13 protein-coding genes are annotated in these 21,162 nt (G+C 36.2%); 7 read left to right on the forward strand and 6 right to left on the reverse strand.

Features of this window, described 5'->3' with window-relative positions; all coding sequences use genetic code 11:
- Nucleotides 1–244: 244 nt before the first annotated feature.
- The 6 genes from ACXAGJ_RS08420 (at nucleotide 245) to rlmB (ending at nucleotide 14,131) form a co-directional block, all read left to right on the forward strand.
- The gene (locus tag ACXAGJ_RS08420) at nucleotides 245–3,424 is read left to right on the forward strand and encodes a SusC/RagA family TonB-linked outer membrane protein (protein ID WP_474838847.1); all 3,180 of its coding nucleotides are present in this window, start codon (nucleotides 245–247) and stop codon (nucleotides 3,422–3,424) included.
- A 12-nt stretch (nucleotides 3,425–3,436) separates the two neighbouring features.
- Nucleotides 3,437–5,011 carry a RagB/SusD family nutrient uptake outer membrane protein gene (locus ACXAGJ_RS08425; protein ID WP_474838849.1) on the forward strand — a complete coding sequence of 525 codons (1,575 nt, stop codon included), beginning with the start codon at nucleotides 3,437–3,439 and terminating at the stop codon, nucleotides 5,009–5,011.
- Nucleotides 5,012–5,079: 68 nt separating this feature from the next.
- The gene (locus ACXAGJ_RS08430; RefSeq protein ID WP_474838851.1) at nucleotides 5,080–8,367 is read left to right on the forward strand and encodes a VCBS repeat-containing protein; all 3,288 of its coding nucleotides are present in this window, start codon (nucleotides 5,080–5,082) and stop codon (nucleotides 8,365–8,367) included.
- Nucleotides 8,368–8,639: 272 nt separating this feature from the next.
- A complete protein-coding gene (locus ACXAGJ_RS08435; RefSeq protein WP_474838853.1) occupies nucleotides 8,640–11,816 on the forward strand; it encodes a SusC/RagA family TonB-linked outer membrane protein in 3,177 nt (1,058 codons plus the stop codon).
- 10 nt (nucleotides 11,817–11,826) lie between these two features.
- A complete protein-coding gene (locus ACXAGJ_RS08440) occupies nucleotides 11,827–13,284 on the forward strand; it encodes a SusD/RagB family nutrient-binding outer membrane lipoprotein (RefSeq protein WP_474838855.1) in 1,458 nt (485 codons plus the stop codon).
- A 112-nt stretch (nucleotides 13,285–13,396) separates the two neighbouring features.
- Nucleotides 13,397–14,131, forward strand: coding sequence for a 23S rRNA (guanosine(2251)-2'-O)-methyltransferase RlmB (rlmB, locus tag ACXAGJ_RS08445; protein ID WP_474838857.1), 735 nt, complete (start codon nucleotides 13,397–13,399; stop codon nucleotides 14,129–14,131).
- On the opposite strand, the gene ACXAGJ_RS08450 is transcribed toward rlmB, so the two are convergent.
- The gene (locus tag ACXAGJ_RS08450) at nucleotides 14,126–14,878 is read right to left on the reverse strand and encodes a rhomboid family intramembrane serine protease (protein ID WP_474838859.1); all 753 of its coding nucleotides are present in this window, start codon (nucleotides 14,876–14,878) and stop codon (nucleotides 14,126–14,128) included. The two genes, rlmB and ACXAGJ_RS08450, sit on opposite strands and share 6 nt — an antisense overlap.
- Nucleotides 14,879–15,007: 129 nt before the next feature.
- Between ACXAGJ_RS08450 and ACXAGJ_RS08455 the strand changes: the two genes are divergently transcribed.
- The gene (locus ACXAGJ_RS08455) at nucleotides 15,008–16,291 is read left to right on the forward strand and encodes a replication-associated recombination protein A (RefSeq protein ID WP_474838861.1); all 1,284 of its coding nucleotides are present in this window, start codon (nucleotides 15,008–15,010) and stop codon (nucleotides 16,289–16,291) included.
- Nucleotides 16,292–16,296: 5 nt separating this feature from the next.
- Here the strand turns inward: ACXAGJ_RS08455 and ACXAGJ_RS08460 are convergent, their stop codons facing one another.
- From ACXAGJ_RS08460 to ACXAGJ_RS08480, 5 genes are read right to left on the reverse strand one after another with little or no spacing between them, the layout of a single operon-like run.
- Nucleotides 16,297–17,127, reverse strand: a complete 831-nt coding sequence (locus tag ACXAGJ_RS08460) for a hypothetical protein (RefSeq protein ID WP_474838863.1) — start codon at nucleotides 17,125–17,127, stop codon at nucleotides 16,297–16,299.
- A gap of 6 nt (nucleotides 17,128–17,133) precedes the next feature.
- Nucleotides 17,134–18,540 (reverse strand): DUF5723 family protein, encoded by a 1,407-nt coding sequence (locus ACXAGJ_RS08465; RefSeq protein WP_474838865.1) that lies wholly within the window; start codon nucleotides 18,538–18,540, stop codon nucleotides 17,134–17,136.
- Nucleotides 18,537–19,112 (reverse strand): hypothetical protein, encoded by a 576-nt coding sequence (locus tag ACXAGJ_RS08470; protein ID WP_474838867.1) that lies wholly within the window; start codon nucleotides 19,110–19,112, stop codon nucleotides 18,537–18,539. The genes ACXAGJ_RS08465 and ACXAGJ_RS08470 overlap by 4 nt, the downstream gene beginning before the upstream one ends.
- Before the next feature lie 45 nt (nucleotides 19,113–19,157).
- Entirely contained in the window at nucleotides 19,158–19,844 is a 687-nt protein-coding gene (locus ACXAGJ_RS08475; RefSeq protein WP_474838869.1) for a YjjG family noncanonical pyrimidine nucleotidase, read from the reverse strand.
- The gene (locus tag ACXAGJ_RS08480) at nucleotides 19,837–21,135 is read right to left on the reverse strand and encodes a polysaccharide deacetylase family protein (RefSeq protein WP_474838871.1); all 1,299 of its coding nucleotides are present in this window, start codon (nucleotides 21,133–21,135) and stop codon (nucleotides 19,837–19,839) included. Before ACXAGJ_RS08480 ends, ACXAGJ_RS08475 begins: the two co-directional genes overlap by 8 nt.
- Nucleotides 21,136–21,162 lie beyond the last annotated feature (27 nt).

Consider the following 21,162-nt stretch of genomic DNA (forward strand, 5'->3'; position numbering starts at 1 on the left):
AGATCTTTCTTTAATCAGAAAGATCTTTTTTTGTTAATTTAATAAAAAACTCTTCCTTTACCTGAATAAACTACAATATTTAACACTAACTCAAATCAAAGACAAAGTACTGTTTTACAGTAAAGTAACACTGTGTTCTCACCTCAAAAAAGGAATGGACAAGTAAATTTGATATCGAAAAAGTTGTTTTATTAAGATATAATTAAGATTTTTAGCGTGGCTAATTCTAAAATTACAAAACACAATGAAATCTTTATTAAAGGGAATCCTAATGCTATTCCTAGCATTGGGTGTGCAGACTTCTTTTGCACAAGACAAAACCATTACAGGTACTGTAACGGACAACGGGGGATCCCCACTACCAGGAGTAAACATTATTGTAAAAGGAACCAATAGTGGAACTCAAACCGATTTTGATGGAAAATATTCGGTAAGTGCTAGTGCGGGCTCAAGTTTAGTATTCAGTTATCTTGGATTTACAACACAAGAAGTTACCGTAGGAAGCGGCAACCAAATTGATGTTACACTTCAGGAGGATGCTGCGGTACTAGAAGAAGTAGTAGTAACGGGGGTTGCTTCCGGAACGAGTAAACGGAAACTAGGGGTTTCGGTAAATTCGGTAAAAGCAGAAGACCTTCAAGTACAGGGTGCTCAAGCAATTGACCAGGCACTTCAAGGTAAAATTGCTGGTACTATTATCCAATCGACTACTGGTCAGCCAGGTCAGCAACAAAACATCATTTTGAGATCGATCAATAGTTTGAACTCTTCTCAACCAATGATATTAATTGATGGTGTTCAGGTTTCTACTTCAGAATCAAGTGTAGGTGGAGCTTCTAACCAAAGTTCTCGTCTTGCAGATATTGACTTTTCTAATGTAGAGCGCGTTGAAACTATCTCTGGAGCTGCTGCGGGTACCATTTATGGTGCGCAAGGAGCAAATGGGGTAATCAACATTATCACCAAAAAAGGTAAAGCAGGTGCTCCTGTCGTAAATATCAGATCTTCTGTAAGTGTTGCTCAAGCAATTACTGGAAAAGATCGATTAAGAGCTGATCTACATCACTATTCAACAAACGCTGCAGGATTTTTGGTAGACCTAAACGGTACTCCAGTAACACAACTTAATGACGAAGCACAATATCTAGCGGTAGATCCTGCCGAGAGAAATATCAATGGAACGGCACTTGGTGCAGAAGGTATTAATGACACACCTTTTAGAGAGCCAATTTTTGATGCTACCGATATACTTTTTAGAGATGCTATCAACACTACCAATGGTATAACTGTTTCAGGAGGTTCTGAAGGTATCAGATATCTTGTTTCTGGTAATAGAACAGAACAAGAAAGTGTTTTAGTAGTTGGAAAATATACAAAATATGATGGCCGTATTAATTTAGGCTTCGATCTTGGAGAGAAAATCAAGGTTAACACAAGATTTGATGTTATCAATAGTACAAACACCACAGGTACAGATACTGATAACGCAAATGCCAACAACCTGATCAATAACGTATTTCAAAATCTTCCTCACGTAGATTTCTTCAACAGGAACTCAGATGGAGATCTTACTGTATCACCAGACGCAACTGATCCTAACTCTGCTAACCCTTTCTTTTATCAAGAAATTCAAGTTAGAGAGGACAAAATCACCAGATACATTGCAAACCTTGATTTAACGTATCAGCCATTTGAAGTATTATCTGTAAACTTCAAATACGGATATGATACTTTCTCCCAACAGTTCACTTTCTTTCAAGAAAATCAGACCAACCACCAACAGGCATCGTCTATTGGTACTAATGTTTCTGGTATTATAAATCAAATAGACACACAAGAGTTTTTCCAAAACTTATTGATCTCTACAAACTTGACTTTAGATTTCAAAGAAGATCTTAAAATTAACATTCCATTTACTTCAAATACGACATTTAACTTTGATTGGAGAGATTTAGGATCTCGTACCACTGATGTTCAAGGAACAAACTTACCAACAGGACCATTTGGTTCTTTTAACGTAAACCAAGCGGTTGTTAAAACGTTCAACGAATTTAGCGATGAGCCTTTTAGAACATATGGTTTCTTGTTAAACCAAAAATTTGATTACGAAAGTATATTTGGTTTTTCAGCAGGTTTCAGACGTGACTTCTCTAACAGATTTGGTAATAACTTAGACTTTACCTTCCCAAGAGCAGATGCCTATCTTAATTTTGCAGAATTATTTGAATCTGACTTAGTAAGCAACTTAAAAATAAGAGGTGCATATGGTGAAGCAGGTATTCAACCTCTATTTAGCCAGAACATCTTTACTCTTGCGACTACTACGGTAGGAAGTGAAGTAATCTCAGGGATCCCTTCTTCTGTAGCAAACCCAAGTCTTGAGGTGGAAACTTCAAAGGAACTTGAAGTTGGTCTAGATTACACCTTTACTCCTGGAAAAGGAGCTTGGTTTACTAGATTAGATGGTTCTGTGAACTATTTTGACAGAAAGACGGATGGAGCAATATTCCGTTTAGGACTACCAAGTAGTACAGGAACAAGTGCCATTTTCTCTAACGCGTACGATATTTCGAGTGATGGTGTTGAAGCTTCCATAGATGCTTCGATGTTTACTTCAGAAAAATTCAGATGGAACTTCGGATTACGTTTTACAAAATCTACAGCAGTACTTGATAGAATCGCGAATGGACTTCCAGTTGTTGTTAATGATAACTTCGTTCTTGACGAAGGGGAAGAAATCGGTACTTTCTCTGTATTCCCAGTTATTACTAGCTTAGATGCTCTTGACGCTAGCGGAAACAGAATCATCCCCGAAGCTGATGTAAATGACTTTACAGTGGCTAGCTCAGGATATGTTGTAAACAAAAATACTGGTCGAGTTGTGATCGGACCAGACAAAGTAGTAGCAGGTAGTACTCAGCCTGATTTCGTAATGACATTTATTAATGACTTCTCATTCTTCAATGATTTCATGGGAGTATCTTTCCAGATAGACTGGTTCCAAGGTCTTGATGTGTACAACCGTGCAAGACAGTGGTTATACAACAACGGTTTGCATTCTGACACTGCAGTTCCTGTATCTATTGAAGACCCAACTGGAGCAGTACAAACTGGAGCTTTTGTAAGCTACTATACTTCTTTATACAACACCAATGTACCAACGTCAGAATTTGTTGAGGATGGTTCATTCTTAAGATTTAGAGATATCAGTTTTAATTTTAAACTAAACAACGTGCTTAACCTAGAAGCTTTTGACTATATCAATTTAAGCATCTCAGGAAGAAACTTAATCACTATCACAGATTACAAAGGTCTGGATCCAGAAGCAGCAAGAGGATTTGGAAACACATTCCAAAGAGGATTTGATGAATTTACGCATCCAAACGTAAAGAGCTATAATTTTGGATTAAACCTAGCATTTTAAAAAAATAAGACTATGAAAAGTTTATTAAACAAAGCAGCGTTACTTATAACGCTATCGTTTGTGGTCTCTTGTCAAGATAATATTTTAGATACAGACATTGACCCTGTTGACAACAACCTTCCTTCTACTGCATCTCTAAGCAATGTGGACGGATTGACTACCTTTTCTAAAGGAATATATGATTTTATAGCATCCGATGATGTATTTGAAACTGTAGGAGCAGAATTAGAAAGCCCAATGCTTTTCTTTACTTATGGATATCATGAATCTATGGGAGATGCATTAACAACTCCATGGGGTAACTTTGCCAACAGATGGATCAATCAAACAGAATCTGTTGTTTTGGACGATGGTACTGTGGTATTACCTCCTGCAGGAGGGCCTCAGCCAGGTGAAATTGCTATTAGAAACACAAGAGCCGCAGGTAGTGACAACCCAACACAATATGAATGGAGAGACATGTATGGACTTATAGTTCAAAGCAATACAATTGCAGAAGCACTAGACAACTTAGAAGCTGATGATGCCACTAAAGACGCCTTTAGAGCATGGTCACTATGGTGGAGAGCCTATGGATACAATAGACTTGGTTCGATGTATGAGCAAGGATTAATCAATGACTCAGGCTTGATCTCTAATCCTACTTCTGAGCCAAGCACACAGTTTGTAGACAATTCTCAACTAATAAGCAAGTCTAATGAAATATTAAATGAACTTGAAACTTTATTAAATGGTGTTACTGATGTAGCAACCTTTGATGGGAGATTCACCGGATTACAACTTGCTTATCTTACTTCTAAAGTAAATCTTGCAGGTTTACAGGAAAACATTAACTCATTACGAGTTCGAAACCTTGTTTACAACACTCCAGTAGCAGACATGACAACTGCAGACTGGAATCAGGTAATCACATTAGCGAACAACGGAGTATCAGCAAATGCAAACGCTTTTATTATGCAGTCTGAATCTTCGTTTATCGACAACAACTGGATACCTGGTCAGGTTACTGGTTTCTGGTATTTTCCAAGTGAAAGATTAATTCAGGATATTAATCCAGGAGATGTGCGTTTAGATTTATATTTTGAACCAGATTTTGATTTCCCTAATCCAAGAGGAAGAGGAATTCAATATGGTGCGTCTAGATTCTGGAATGACAATACCCCTATCGTATCTTCGAATCCATTAGGAGCTACTATGTATTATGCAGGAAGTTTTGAAGAAAATCAATTAATACTTGCAGAAGCAAAAGTAAGAACTAATGATATCGAAGGGGGGCTTGCCCACTTGGACGCTGTTAGAACTTTCCAGGCTTCAGGTTTAGCTGCTACAGTAGGAACAGGATTAACACAAGATCAAGCATTAGAGGAAATTAGAAAAGAGCGTCGTCTTGCATTAATTTTTAGAGCAGTTGCTTTCTATGACGCTCGCCGTTATGGTGTAGCAGCCACTTCAAGAACTGGAGCGCATGTTCTTGATGAAAATGGAAACCTTAACACCAATGCCACTATTAATTATGGATATTTAGAATACTGGCCAGTACCAGCATTCGAAACAGACTTCAACCCTGTTTCTCCTACTCCTAACTAATAAGTAGCGTAAAATTATATTAAATAAAAGAGGTTGTGGATTCACAACCTCTTTTTTACATTTAACCCATGAAAAACATCCTAACATTACTTCTTCTAATTTTTTTCTTTTCCTGCACTCAAAAAGAAAATCAAGATGCTACATCATATCTATTTTCAAAAGTAGATAACAAGATCACAGGAATTGATTTCCAAAATCAAATTCAGGAAGATGAAAAATATAATATCGTCAATTACTTGTATTATTACAATGGCGGAGGAGTAGCAGTAGGAGATATCAATAACGATGATTTACCAGACTTGTATTTTGTATCTAACAGAGGCCAAAACAAATTGTACCTCAATCAAGGTGATTTCAAATTCAAGGACATCACAACTTCTTCTGGTACAGCAGGAAAATCTGACTGGAATACAGGTGTTACTATGGTGGATATTAATGGAGATGGATTTCTGGACATCTATGTATGTGCCGTAATCAATATTTTGGGGTTTGAAGGACACAATGAACTATTTATTAATAATGGAGATGGAACTTTCACAGAAGAATCCGAAAAATATGGCCTGAACTATAAAGGATATGCCACTCAAGCTTATTTTTTTGATTATGATAAGGATGATGATCTAGATGTCTATATCGTTAACCATGCATTACACACCAAAACCTCCCACGGCCCTTCGTACATTCGCAAAAAAAGAACAGATTATGTTGGAGACGTATTACTTAAGAACGATAATTCCAAATTCATAGATGTAAGCCTTGAAGCAAAAATTCATGGAGGTGCTAATGGATATGGCCTTAGTGCATCAATTGCAGATTTTAATAATGACGGCTGGGATGACATTTATGTATGTAATGATTTCCATGAAGACGACTATTACTACATTAATCAAGGAGATGGCACTTTCAATGAAGAACTTCCGAAATACTTTTCACACACTAGCAGATTTTCTATGGGTAGCGATGCCGCCGACATTGATGGAGATGGGTTCCAAGATTTGATAACCCTGGATATGCTTCCTTATGAAGAAAAAGTACTCAAAGAATCAGATGGAGATGTTTCTTACAAAACTCAGGAATTCCTTATTAGCCAGGGTTATCAAAAGCAATACGCCAGAAACATGCTTCAAATGAATAAATCTGGAGATTTCTTTATAGAAAAAGGGCTATACGACAACATAGCTGCAACGGATTGGAGCTGGTCTCCTCTTATTGCAGATTATAATCTCGATGGGCATCAGGATTTGTTTATTACCAATGGAATATACAAGAGACCTAACAATCTAGATTTCATGAGATATCTTTCCAATTCTTTTAAAAACAAATATCAAGATAAAAAACAGAAAGATGCTTGGTTGATAAAATCTTTAAAAGTTATGCCTACCGGAGAGACTCCAAATGCCATTTTTGAAGGGGACAGTAAAACTTTTCATAATAAAACTGGGGATTGGATCAAAAACACACCTACTCTATCCAACGGTGCCACTTATGCAGATCTGGATAATGATGGAGATCTTGATTTAATAGTAAATAATTTAAATGACTTTGCTAGTTTATACAAAAATGGAAGTTCTGACAATTCAAATACATCCTTTGTTTCGGTAGAGTTTGATTACAAACCTAGCAACAAGTTAGGTATTGGCTCCAAAGTCTTTATATACAGCAATAATGAAGTTCAAAATAAGCAATTATTTACTTCACGAGGTTTTATCTCATCTGTAGCACCTAAATTACACTTTGGATTAGGTAAGAATAGTATTGATTCTATTAAAGTAATCTGGCCAGACAATACTTATCAAAATATAAACTTAGTAGATTTCAAAAATAAAAACATCAAAATCAAATATGATTCTCAAAATATCACACCTTTCAAATATAAGAATCAAACGAGTAATCATATTTTCAAAAAAGACCAATTAGCAACTTTTAAACATCACGAAGACCAGTACAATGATTTTGATGTAAACAAACTAATTCCATACAAAGTATCTACACAAGGCCCAGCGATAGCTATAGGAGACGTTAATAATGACGGACAAGAAGATATATTTATTGGAGGAGCATCTTTGCAAAAATCTAAATTAATAATTAGTAAGGAACAAAAACTACAACATCATCCAATCCCTGTTATTGAAAACGATTCTATCAGCGAAGATGTTGATGCTACTTTTTTTGATGTTGATGGCGACAACGACTTAGACCTATATGTAGCTTCAGGAATAATTGATTCCAAACACATTGAGTTTCAAAATGACCGATTGTATATCAATGACGGTTTGGGTAATTTCTCAAAGCCTTCTACAGACCTACCTGTAAACAATTTGAATACTGCTGTGGTACGTGCTTATGATTATGACCAAGATGGAGATATAGATATTTTTGTTGGAAACAGATCTGACAGTTCAAACTTTGGAAAAAAAGTAAATTCTTACTTATTAAAAAATCAAGGCGACTTACAGTTTGTAAAAGACAATAGCTTTTCATTAACCACTATGGTTACTGATGCTATCTGGGAGGATATCAATGGAGATAACATCAAAGATTTATTGGTAGCTGCAGAGTGGGATAAACCAAGAATTTTCACCAATAACAATGGTACCTTAACCGAAGTAGAAATCCCAGCCAATATCACTGGCCTTTGGCAATCTATAGCATTTTATGATATAGACTTCGATGGGGACAAAGATATTCTCTTGGGGAACTGGGGGCAAAATACCAAATTTAAACCTACCGCAGAATATCCTCTTATAATGTACTATGGCGATTTTGATCAAAATAACAAGAATGAAACATTGCTAGCATATGACGTAGAAGGTCAGTATTATCCCGTAAATTCTAAAGATGAATTCGCTTCCCAAATCAATATAATCAACAAACAGTATATTGATTATAAAAGTTATGCAAATCAACCTATAGACGATATTTTAAAATCCCTAAATGCAAAAACAATTGAAAGCATCGATGTAACCACCCTGAAAAGTGGATATCTTCGCAATACAAATGGCACGTATGATGAGTTTATCGAATTCCCTCCTACCTTTCAATTATCTCCTATCAATTCTTTTTTAGCAAATGATTTTCTTGGAGAAGGCTATGATCAATTACTTCTGGGAGGAAACTTTTATGGTCTCAACACGTATCACGGTATTTTTAATTCTAATCCAGGTTTTTTGATAACAAAAAGCAGGACCAAAAACACGTTCTCTTATTTATCCTCAAAACAAGTAGGACTAACCCTACATAATAAAGAACTGCGATTCTTAAAAAAATTAACACATAACCAAAAGGAATATCTAATATCAGGGTTTAATAATGATAGTCTATACTTTTTTAGACGCTTGACAAACAACTCTAAATAAGCATTTTGCAATTATTTTTTTAACCAAATTTTAAAATCAAAGAGGCCGTTCTTGTTATAAAAAATTAGTAGGAAAAAGAGCCAATACATCCTATTTAATTTGGTCAAAAAAAAACAAAAAAAATCTTACAAACCCCCTACTACAACGTTTTAGTAAGTGTTCGCCATTTATAAAACCACTTAAAGCAATAATTCAAATTTTAATAGTAAAAAGTTGTTTTATAAAGATATTATTATCATTTTTGGAGCTGGCTAATTCAAATAAATTGTAAAATGAGAACAAAGTTTAGTGGAATTTTAACGCTATTTTTGGCGTTTGTTGTGCAAATAACTTTTGCGCAAGAAAAAACTATCTCAGGTAATGTAACCGACGACAGAGGGTTACCTTTACCAGGGGTTAATATCGTTGTGAAAAACACAGCTAACGGTACACAAACCGATTTTGATGGTAACTATAGTATTACCGCAAACAAGGGTGCAGTACTATCGTTTAGTTATGTTGGTTTCACAACTAAAGAAGTTGTAGTTGGTGACAGTGATAATATCAACGTACAGTTGGCAGCATCAGCTTCAGAGTTAGAAGAAGTAGTAGTAACAGCACTTGGTATTGAGCGTTCTGCAAGATCACTTGGTTATGCAGTATCTACTATTAAATCTGAAGATCTGAATGAGGTAAGAGAAACCAACCTTCTTGGAGCACTACAGGGAAAGACTTCTGGTGTAGTAATCCAAAACCAAAGTGGTAACGTAGGTGGATCTACGAGAATACTTATCCGTGGTATCTCAAGTTTACAGGGTAATCAGCAACCACTATTCGTAGTAGATGGTGTGCCGATCTCGAACTCTAATATCGCGACAGGATCTCGTATTACTGGTGGATTTGACTTTGGTAACCGTGCTCAGGATATCAACCCAGATGACATCGAAACTATTTCTGTATTGAAAGGTGCATCTGCTGCCGCTCTTTACGGATCTCGTGCATCTGCTGGGGTTATCATCATTACTACAAAGAAAGGTAAGCAAGGTTCTAAAGCTAGTATTAGCTTTAACTCTAGTTTACGTTTTGACTCTCCTTTGAGATTACCTGATTTCCAAAACGAATTCATTAGTGGTGATCAAGGAGTATATGACTTTACACAGAATGAAAGAGACCAAACTACTGTAGGTTGGGGTCCTTCAATTAATGACCCATCTCTTGCTGGTCAAACTTTTGTGAACTTAAGAGACGAGAATGTTCCTTTCAGAATTTTTGAAGACGGTGTTGAAGATTTTTATGACACTGGTATCACTTCTATTAATAGTGTAACTGTTTCTGGAGCTGGTCAAAATGGTGATGACTACAGATTAAGTGTTGCTTACACTGATCAACAAGGTATCATCCCTAACTCTTCTTTGAATAGAACTAATATTGGTTTGAACTCAGGTAAAGAGTTTAATGAGAAATTAAGTTCAAGATTTAGTGTAAACTATGTGAGAACAAACACGATAGGTACTGCTGCACAAGGAGCAAATGACCCTAACGTATTAACAAATATTGTAAATGGTCTTTCAAGATTAACTGATTTCTCTTTATTCGATCCAGATGTTGACGAATTCGGAAACCAGATCAACGATCCAGGAGGACAATCGAACAACCCATTGTTTATTGCTCGTCAGAATGCTACTCAAACGCAAGTTGAGCGTTTCTTTGGTAATGCATCTTTAACTTATGCTCCTACTGAAAACTTCAATATTTTAGGTAGAGCTGGTTACGATACATTTACAGATCAGCGTTTAATCCAAAACAGTATCGGTACTATCGGTGCTTTACGTGGTAGCTTCGTAGATGACTTTATCAAAAGACGTGAGCTTACTTTAGACCTTATCGCTACTTATGATAAGTCTCTTTCTGATGCTTTCAACTTAACGGTACGTGGTGGTATGCAGTGGAACGAAAGGGTATTAGATCGTTTACAAAACACAGGTACTAACTTAACAGTACCAGAATTATTTGATCCAGGTAATGCCGAGGTTAATGCAGTAGTAAAAGATTTCACACTTAGAAGAATCTTTGGTGCATTTGGAGACGTTACTTTAGACTACAAGAACTGGTTAATTTTGAACGTAACTGGTCGTAATGACTGGTCATCTACACTACCGATTGGTAACAACAGTTTCTTCTACCCTTCTGTATCTTTGAGTTGGATATTCTCTGATGCTCTTAACATCCAGGGAGATTTCTTAAGTTATGGTAAGCTTAGAGGAGCATGGGCAAACGTAGGTGTTGATACTGCGCCATTCCTATTAGACTTTACGTTTAATCCAGATACTGGTTTCTTCCAACAGTTTGGTCAGGGAGGTACTTTCCCATTCGACGGACAGTTAGCATTTAACTCTGATGGAACCTTAGCCAATCAAAACTTGAAGCCTGAAAATCAGGAAAACTTCGAAATAGGTGTTGAATTAGGTTTATTGAATAACAGAATATTCATTGATGCAACATACTACGAAAACTTTACTGAGGATCAAATTATCACAGTACCTACTCCACAATCTTCTGGTTTTGGTGGGTTCTTAACCAACGTTGGTGAGATTAGTAACAAGGGTATTGAATTACAAATTAACGCTAAAGTTGTTCAAACTGATAACTTTACTTGGGACTTAGATTATAACTTTACAACTAACGAATTTAAAGTAGAAGACCTTGGAGCTCTTCCAGGTGGTGCTTTAAACTTAGCGACTGGATTTAACGGTATTGCAGTAAGAGCAATCGAAGGTGAAGATCTTCAGTTATTCGGTCCACGTTGGTTAAGAGCTGTAGATGCAGAAGGAAATGATATTGATGATCAAATCGTTGTTGATGCTAATGGTATCCGTCAAGTTGGTCAGTCTGCTCCTCTTGGAAGCATCTTCCCTGATTATACAATGGGTATTACATCTACGTTCAGATATAAAAACTGGAGATTATCTACTACATTCGATTACAGAGAAGGAGGAAAAATATTCTCTAATACTGTAGGACAATTAAGAAGAGCTGGTTTAGCTGAAGAAACTGCTGTAAATAATCGTGAAGTATTTGTTGATCCAAATACATTTGTAGCTACGGGTACAAATCCTGATGGTTCTACAATCGTTGCTCCAAACACTACTCCAATTTCAAGTGTACAAAACTACTGGGGTGGATTTGCAAACGCTAGTGTTGTAGAAGGTAACGTATTTGACGCTACTTTCATCAAATGGAGAGAAATTAGTTTAGCCTATACTTTCCCTTCAGAAATTCTTAAGAAGACACCTATCAAAGCATTACAAATTGCTTTAGAAGGAAGAAACCTTGCTTTGTTTAATACTGATGTTCCTCACATTGATCCAGAAGCTGGTTTAGGAGGTTCTGCTAGTAACCTGCAAGGAATTGAAAGAGGTGGTGTACCATCTACTAAGAGTTTCGGATTTAACATTCAAGCAAATTTCTAAAATGAACAAAATGAAAAATATATTTAAAAATAAGATCAGTATCCTTCTTGTTTTGGTATCGGCAATCGTATTTACAGGTTGTGAGGATACTATTGAAGGTATTAACTCTGATCCCCTTGCTGCCTTAGAAATTGATCCGGCATTATTAATGCCTGAGATTTTACTTGGAGGTATTACAGCAAACAGAACAGTAGAACAATTTCAAATGAGTACCCACTCTCAGCATTGGTCATTCTCTGCTAACTTTGGAGTATTCCGTAATCCGGAAAGAGGTACTATTAGTCCAAATACAGTAAATAACATTTTCTTCGGTAACTATACAACTTCCTTGAGAAACTTAGCTCAAATGAGAATTCTTACAGAACGCAACAACCCTGCGGCAAGAAATATCATAGGACAAGCTAAAGTTCTTGAAGCGTTTACTTACCTAAACTTAACTCAGATTTTTGGTGCTATTCCATTTAGTGAAGCAATTCAGGTAGAGGAATTCCCAAATCCTAATTTTGATAGCCAAGAAGATGTATTAAGAGGAGTTGCAGTATTGTTAGACGAAGCAGTTGCTGAATTAGCAACTGATACTGATATTGTTGATGGTGCAGATTTAATCTACGGAGGAAATAGAGAAAACTGGATCCGTTTTGCTAACTCATTAAAGTTAAAAGCTTTAATGTTAATCGCAAATGTTGATCCTACTTCTGTAGCTGCAGATATTCAAGCACTAGCTAGTCAGCCAATGATTACAGAAAATCAATACGAAGCTAAACTAGACTACCTTGATCAGGCTGGTAACCAAAACCCAATCTTTACATTGATTGTACAGTTTGCTGGTGGTAGCCAAGACTTCTACTCTGGTGGTTCTACTTTAGTAACTTTAATGAACAACAACGACGATCCAAGAAGAGCTGCATACTTTAATGAGCTTGACGGAGGAGGATTTGCTGGACAGCCACAAGGTTCTTTAATCTTGGATACTGCTCAGTTCTCTCAAGTTTCTGACGACATTATCGTTGCTACATTACCAGATAGATATGCTACTGCTCCTGAAACTAACTTCTACTTAGCAGAAGCTGCTTTGTTAGGATTAATTACAGGTGGACAAGCTGCTGCAGATACATTCTACCAAGCTGGTATCTCAACTTCTTTAGGTCGTTATGACGGTCTTCCAAACGAAGTTCCTGCTGGTGATAAAGCTACTTATTTAGCTTCTGCAAGAGGATCTATCGCTGGTGACAGCCAAGCTGATGCATTAAGAAAAATCCACGAAGAGCACTACGTAGCTGATTTCATGAGACACATGGAATCTTGGACAACGATTAGAAGAAATCAGGTTCCTGATTACGAGCCTATTACTCAAACTGTACTTACTGATAATATTAATAGATATCAGATTCCATTGAGTGAGATTACTTCTAACCCTAATGCACCTGCGGTTGAAGCATTGATTACTCCAATGTTCTTCCAAAACTAAAATTAAAGTTGTTTTAAAAACACTTTTAATATAAAAAAGCATCCCTCTGAAAATTTCAGAGGGATGTTTTTTTATACCTATATTTGCAGGCAGAAAACTAAACAATCATAGGGTGAAAGACGAAACGTTAGTATTTGGTATCAGAGCGGTTATGGAAGCCATCATTTCTGGAAAAACAATTGACAAACTATTTATCCAAAAAGGGTTGCATGGTGAATTGTCAAAAGAGCTCTGGAAGCAAATCAAAGAAAATGGTATATCATTCTCATATGTTCCTATTGAAAAGCTAAACCGGCTAACCCGAAAAAATCATCAAGGAGTTGTAGCCTTCATCTCCCCTATTGAATTTCATAACCTGGAAAACCTAGTACTCAATGTGATCGAGTCTGGAGAAACTCCACTCTTCTTAATTCTTGATCAATTATCAGATGTTCGCAATTTTGGAGCTATTATAAGAACTGCAGAATGCACCGGTGTACATGGTATTATCATCCAGAAAAAAGGTGGAGCACCAGTAAGTGCAGATACTATAAAAACTTCAGCAGGTGCGATATTTAATATTCCCATCTGCAAAGTAGATCACATCAAAGACGCTTTATTCTATTTGCAGGGTTCTGGGATAACTGTTATAGCAGCAACTGAAAAAGCAAAGGGAAACATCTACGATTTAAACTTAACCAATCCTACAGCTATTATTATGGGTAGCGAAGGCAAGGGAATATCTAATTCTGTTTTGAAATTAGTGGATGAACAAGCTAAATTACCAATGCACGGCGAGATTGCTTCGCTTAACGTATCCGTTGCCTGTGGTGTATTTCTCTACGAAACTATACGCCAACGACTATAGTTTGTCTTCCCTCCTATTATCTTCCTTATATTCGTAATTGATCTTTATTTCTTGATCTATCACCTCCTCTTTTTGTTCTGGAAGGGTTTCTATGAAATTCCCATCCTCATCAAAATGCTTCAAAAATTCATCTTCCTCTGGGTTATAATCGGGAGATTCCCAGGAATATACTTTGGGTTTTGCAATTCCTTTTCGAATTAAAAATGCCAATAAGGCACCCGAAAAAAGACCTGAAAAATGACCTTCCCAAGAAATTTTAGGGTCCACAGGAAAAACATACCAGACCATACTTCCATAAATAAATACTACAACAAATGACAAAGCCATTAATCTAAAATTTCTAGCAATGATTCCTTTGAAAAACAGAAAACCAAATAAAAGATATACTATCCCACTTGCTCCAATATGATTGGCAGGTCTACCCAGTATCCATGTCAAAATACCAGTAAGCAAAGCACCAATCAACAATATTCTCCAGGCATTGTTATGATAAAAATAAAATAAAGCACTAGACAATATCAAAAGAGGAAGCGTATTATGCCACAAATGTGTAATATCTCCATGTATAAAAGGGGAAAACAATACCCCTCTGAGTCCCATGAACGTTCTAGGATACACCCCAAACTGTTTAATATCTAACCCCAGTCGTACTTCTGCCCAAAATACGATCCAGATCAGTAAAACAAACAATATAGGGTATCCAATAACTCCGGTATTAAACTCAAATAACTCCTGATCTCTTTTCATACCCTATAAAGTATCAAAAAAAAGTCCAAAACACCAAATACAGCTAAAATGGCAGTTTTAATTCCCAGGTAAACGATCTATCCTATATTTCTTGTTAAGGATTGTAACTAGCTTTGTACCTTTGTACGTATGGATACAAATCAACCTTTGGCAGAACGGATACGTCCTCAATCGCTTGAAGAATACTTGAGTCAGGAGCACTTGGTAGGGAACGATGGCGCTCTAAGACAGCAAATAAAAAGAGGAGTTATCCCTTCGTTAATCTTATGGGGACCACCAGGTGTAGGAAAAACCACATTAGCTAACATCATTGCCAAAGAGTCTGAACGTCCTTTTTATACTCTTAGTGCCATCAATAGTGGTGTTAAAGAAGTACGTGAAGTTATCGACAAGGCAAAACAAAGTGGAGGGCTTTTCACTTCAAAAAATCCTATTCTATTCATCGATGAAATTCATAGATTTAGTAAATCACAACAAGATTCCCTGTTAGGCGCCGTAGAAAAAGGGTGGATTACACTTATAGGAGCTACCACCGAAAATCCCAGTTTTGAGGTGATCCCTGCATTACTATCCCGCTGTCAGGTATATACACTTAACCCATTTGGCAAAAAGGAGCTAGAAGCCTTGCTTAATAGAGCAATGCTGGAGGATAACCTCTTAAAATCCAAAAATATTGTCCTGGAACAAACCGAATCTTTGTTACGACTGAGTGGTGGAGATGCCAGAAAGTTATTGAATATTTTTGAGCTAATAGTTTCTAGTCAAGACACCAATCCTATTATAATCACAAATGATCTCGTTCTAAAACTTGTCCAGCAAAATACTGTACGGTATGACAAGACTGGTGAACAGCACTACGATATCATCTCAGCTTTTATTAAATCGGTTAGAGGTAGTGATCCTAACGCAGCTGTCTATTGGTTAGCAAGAATGATAGAAGGCGGAGAAGATCTAAAGTTCATTGCAAGAAGGTTAATAATACTAGCTTCAGAAGATATCGGAAACGCTAACCCTACAGCATTAATACTAGCAAATAACACCTTTCAGGCTGTAAACACCATAGGTTATCCTGAAGCCAGGATCATCCTAAGTCAATGTACGGTTTATTTAGCTAGCTCTGCCAAAAGTAATGCTTCTTACATGGCAATAAAAAACGCACAACAATTGGTAAAACAAACCGGGGACTTATCCATCCCTCTACACATTAGAAATGCTCCCACCAAGCTCATGAAAGAACTAGGATATGGTGAAGATTATAAATATTCTCATGATTATCAAAACAATTTTGTAAATCAAGAGTTTTTACCAGACGAAATCGCAAATACCAAACTGTATGATCCTGGTGATAATCAAAGGGAAAATGTGTTTCGAAATTTCCTTAAATCAAGATGGAAAGATAAATATGATTATTAATCAGCTTATTGACGAGCTAAAATATCTTTAATAACTTTATCAGTTACCGGGTTCACTCGTTCCAGGACAAAGTTCCCGAAACCGTCAAAATAACCAGAACCACTCAGGTCTCCCGCATTAATCAGGTAACTATTGTTTCGTTCCAACTGATATATTTTACCTTTAGTACCAGACTGATCCTGATGTAATTCAAATCCAAAACTAGTTTTCTTTAACGTATATGTATTTCCGTTTAAAAGATATTTACTACTTTCTTTTACTGTAGACGCTGTAGGATTTGGTTGTGGTTGTAATTCCTTTTCCTGACTCTTTGGGGTACTTACCGCAGATTCCTTTTCAACAGCTGTTGGTTTTGGTGCCTGTCTTGCTGCCTGTTGCCCTGATCGCGCTCCACTTTCTGCATTACCATTATAACTGTAATTTAGCTCTTCTACACTCTTAAAAGCATCTCTCAAAGCCGCATGATACGCTGTTTTAAAATCCTTTTCTTTGCTTGTACCTTCTGCCGAAGCAAAGACTTCTCTACCATTACAATCCTTTAGCGTAACCACTAGCTTGGTAATAAAAAGTCCAGAATTTTTGGTCACATCCGCCTGTAATCCCTTGCAGCCATTAGTGATAAGATCTGCAGGAAGCTCCTGACCTTGCAATATTGCATGAAAGCCATATTTCTTAAACAAAAACTGAGTCAATGAGTTTAACTGATAGGAATCGTCTTTCTTTAAAAAATTATATCTAGTAGGTACTATTACATATTTATAGTCATTTACACTCTTTTGCGCATTCCCACTAAAAACCATAAAAAAGGCAAGCACTAACAAAAAAACTCTTAACATATCTTTTTACATTATAATATTAAACCCCAATTGAACCGAGGCACCCCTCGCTTTTGCCAGATTGGTGTACTCGAATACATTATTTGCTGAAAGATAAAAATTAAATTTATTAATATGCGTCGAAACTAAAAAACCTAGGTTATATGGTGAAAAATCATCTACAGTATAAGTCACTTTGGTTCGTAAAAAATGAAATAGTCTTTTATAGTAAAACAAAGATGCCGCGTATTGAGGCCTATTTGGCCTGAACTGAGTAAATACCTGAAAACCTACAGCATCTAGGTAAGGAGGATCTTCTCCCTCTATACAATAATAACATCTTCCGTCATCATATTGATTAAATGAATATCGAATAGAGCCATTTAATTTCATCGGTCGCATATTGACGTAAGTATTACTTAAGGTATCCAAGGGAATAGCCTCTTCTAATTCATCAATAAAATTCTGAGACTCTTCTCCAGAAAATTGAATTGGTGTCTCAAATCCTTCAAATATATAATTCCCTCTTGCCCGGTAAGTCTCCACATCGTTAGTATAAAAGACTACACCAAGATCATTTACACTTCCCGTAACACTTAGTTGATCATTAATATTGTGTGTAAATCCAACATCAACTCCAACCCCTAGATTACCTCCTAAAAGTGCTCTTCCAATTAATTTATTAACTGCATTTTTTACTTGATCAGAACCCGTTTCTTCCTCGAGATCTCGTAGAGAAGCATATCCAGATGTGCTCAACTCTACATCAGCATTGCTAACAATATGCTGATATATATTTCTTCCTTGCGGTGTTTCTACTGTTGTAAAAGTCCCTGTATTTCTCGCTGATCGCGCATGAATTATACTCGAATACAATTTAGCTCTTGCTCCAAAAGTAAATTTCTTATTCACTCTTTTATTATACCCAAAATGATATACCATAAGCAACTCACCAGAAGCATTTATCGTAGAAAATCGGAAAGGAACGTTAATAAAATCCCTATTCCCCTGATAAGCCAGCACAGCAAAATCTTTAGGAAAAAAACCAATTACATCTAATTCTTGATAAATCCCAGCGGAAAAATAAACATCCTCATTTCGTTTGCTCTCCCACCCAAAATTGGCAATTTCTAACTGCTGTGTAAGCGTTACATAATCATTGCTCGTAAGGGTATTAAGAGTGGTTTCGATTTTCTCATTGATATCTCTGCCATCATCACCAAAAACATCAAATAAAGAAGCTCCTCTAAATCCCGCATTCAAGTGGATTTGAGATAAAAACGGAATACCTAGATGCTTTTTAAACCCAACCTTGGCTCCTGGATTAAGCATTAAAGATTGAGGCAAATCATTAAAATCATATAAAGTCTCCTTATTTTGAGAATATATATGAGAGCCCCAAAAGATAAAACATAACACTAAAACTGCTCTCATAACTCGTAATTGATAAAATAAGTACCTTTAGATCTTAACTCTAACACCCCTTCCAACCCACTGTTTACATTCTCAACACGTATCGAAGATATCAATCTTCTTGCGCCTCCTAGAACGTCTATGGTAGCACTATCCAAAACAATAACTTCTGTGGTAACCACGGGCTCTGTACCCGGACCGTTACCAGCAGCTGCGGTAAAACTAAAGGCAGGACCGACAATTTGGTTGGCATCATTCAAGAAACCAAAATCAAACTCAAAAGCTCTTTGGATGGTATTTCTAAATTCGAAAGTTAATTCTATTTGCTCCAGATTATCGACAATGAAATCTGTTGCTAAAAGATCATAATCCAAAGTATCTCTAACGACTACTTCTGGAATCACGATTGTTGGATCAATACCAGGATCCACAAATTCGTCGGTTTCAAATCTGGAAAATATAAAATCCACTTCAAAGATGGGGGTAAGTACCACATCTTCTACCTGATCAAAATCCAAATCCTTAACACAAGAAATCGACATCAATGCTATGCAAAATAGGCATAGCAATCTCACTATTTTTTTTGTTTTCATCGTAGGGGCAATGTTTATAATTAACTAAAATACAAATATTTATTTCTAAAGATGATTTTTGATACTTTTTAATTCTGTTACCTGAATGTTGGATGATGGTAAAGTTTCATTGTGATAATTAAAACAAATCGTCTTAAAACCCAAGGCCTCGGCACCCAGAATATCAGCTTCATAGTTATCCCCAATCATTACGCTATGAGTTGTTTTTGCGCCCGATTTTTTTAATGCGTGCTCAAAAATAACAGGGTTGGGTTTCTTCACTCCAACCTCTTCACTATTCGTTACAGTTTTAAAATAGTTATGTATGCCCGCTTTTACCAATTTTGTTTGTTGCACTTCTTTAAAGCCATTGGTAATAATATGCATTTTGTATTTGGGATGTAGATACTCTAATAACTCCTTGGCACCATCAATCAAATAATTATTAAGTGGCAAAAAGTCAATATAATCATCAGACATTTGATCAATCACCTTCGTATCAAACTGCATATCAAAACCAGAAAAGGTCTCTGTGAGTCTTGCTCTTCGCAATTCTTTTTTACCTACTTTTTCTTCTCGATATAGCTTCCAGTACTTCATGTTTATAGGACGATATACCTTCAAAAATTGATCCAATTCTAAATCAATCTGAAACTTTTTAAATATCTCCCCAAAAGCTAAGGATGAATTTTTATCAAAATCCCAGAGAGTATGATCCAAATCAAAAAAAATGTGTTGTATTGAATTATTCATTTTCTATATTCCAAATAAATTCAAAAATAGATTTCCAAAATGATTGATGTTCATGATTCTCACTAAGTACTGTATTAGAGAATACTGTAATAAAAACACCTTTAACCTCTTTTACCCTACCCATTAGGCCCATCATTTCTTTTCTTATTTCATCTTCAGGAGTCAAATCTACATCTTGTCCTACATTCGAAAAGCAAAATGAGTGAATTACCAAAGGGGTCTGCACCTCATAATCCAGGTCGTAAAACATAAACGGAGTACAAGTACCTGCCCTAAACCCAGAATACTTTGCATACCCCATAGAAAAATCCTCTTTTACTTCAAGCTCAATAAAATTACGGTAAGCTTCGGGTAATTTTAATTTAAAAAAAGAACAGATGGTATATTTTAACCTTCGATTTAGAATTCCTTCTATTCTTATTTTTTCCTTTTTAAGGATTTGAAGACTCTCTATCGCTTCATAAGAAGGTTTAAGTCCTACTTCTACATAGTCGGCTATATGTTTTATAACCGTGCGATGCTTAGGTTTATTGTAACCAATGTTTTTTTCGTAGTTAGAAAAGTCTCCTATTCCAAATAAAACTTTAGCTTTATTGGGTTTGCTTTTTTGCAAATCAATAATAAAATCAAAAATATCGTAAGGATCTCTCATGAATCCTAAAAGTACACGTAGGCGATCCCCAAATTCATCTAATTTAAGTCTCCAAAGATCACGAATACCTCCACCAATCGATCGCAAAACCCCTTTGTTTTTGTAAGCAAAAGTTTGACTTACCGCCACAATCGGCATGACCGAAAAAGTTTTTTGTTTAAAGATAAGATCAGGGTATTTCTCTAACAGAATCTTTTTAAATCGATGTGCCCAAATGTCGACAACTGGATCTTTTAAAAAATCATTTTGAAAAGCTATACTTTCGGTAGCAGGAAAACGTCCCATTTGATCTTTTACATGCGGCATATATTCTTCGTACCGGGAGAGTAGATAAAAAGTAGCTGCAAAAATATCATAAGGTAACGCCGCATCTTCATGTTTTACCTCAAAAAAACATTTTACACCTTCCCAATCCGAAACCTGAACCTCTACATCGTTCAAGCCCTGTTCAAAAAGTAAATCAACACTCTGAAAGTACAATTCTTTACCCAAAGGTTGTTTTCCATAGGAAAATTTAGGACCATCGTGTGCAATAAATAGTTCAATTTTGGAAGTTAAATCAATGTCAAGCCCCAAAATTCTCTTACAAATTTGCTTAAAAGTGTAAGAAACTCTGGAAGTGACTTTTTGGGTATGCATCAATAACATAATCTGAGCTACGAGTAA

Source organism: Aquimarina sp. AWH4_224 (assembly GCF_056160245.1).

Excerpts from the sequence above, each read along its gene's own strand:
- ACXAGJ_RS08475 (WP_474838869.1), bottom strand. The coding sequence starts at position 19,844 with ATGAATAATTCAATACAACACATTTTTTTTGATTTGGATCATACTCTC.
- ACXAGJ_RS08460 (WP_474838863.1), bottom strand. The coding sequence starts at position 17,127 with ATGTTAAGAGTTTTTTTGTTAGTGCTTGCCTTTTTTATGGTTTTTAGT.
- ACXAGJ_RS08470 (WP_474838867.1), bottom strand. The coding sequence starts at position 19,112 with ATGAAAACAAAAAAAATAGTGAGATTGCTATGCCTATTTTGCATAGCA.
- ACXAGJ_RS08420 (WP_474838847.1), top strand. The coding sequence starts at position 245 with ATGAAATCTTTATTAAAGGGAATCCTAATGCTATTCCTAGCATTGGGT.
- ACXAGJ_RS08480 (WP_474838871.1), bottom strand. The coding sequence starts at position 21,135 with ATGCATACCCAAAAAGTCACTTCCAGAGTTTCTTACACTTTTAAGCAA.
- ACXAGJ_RS08465 (WP_474838865.1), bottom strand. The coding sequence starts at position 18,540 with ATGAGAGCAGTTTTAGTGTTATGTTTTATCTTTTGGGGCTCTCATATA.
- ACXAGJ_RS08435 (WP_474838853.1), top strand. The coding sequence starts at position 8,640 with ATGAGAACAAAGTTTAGTGGAATTTTAACGCTATTTTTGGCGTTTGTT.
- ACXAGJ_RS08455 (WP_474838861.1), top strand. The coding sequence starts at position 15,008 with ATGGATACAAATCAACCTTTGGCAGAACGGATACGTCCTCAATCGCTT.
- ACXAGJ_RS08430 (WP_474838851.1), top strand. The coding sequence starts at position 5,080 with ATGAAAAACATCCTAACATTACTTCTTCTAATTTTTTTCTTTTCCTGC.
- ACXAGJ_RS08425 (WP_474838849.1), top strand. The coding sequence starts at position 3,437 with ATGAAAAGTTTATTAAACAAAGCAGCGTTACTTATAACGCTATCGTTT.
- ACXAGJ_RS08450 (WP_474838859.1), bottom strand. The coding sequence starts at position 14,878 with ATGAAAAGAGATCAGGAGTTATTTGAGTTTAATACCGGAGTTATTGGA.
- ACXAGJ_RS08440 (WP_474838855.1), top strand. The coding sequence starts at position 11,827 with ATGAAAAATATATTTAAAAATAAGATCAGTATCCTTCTTGTTTTGGTA.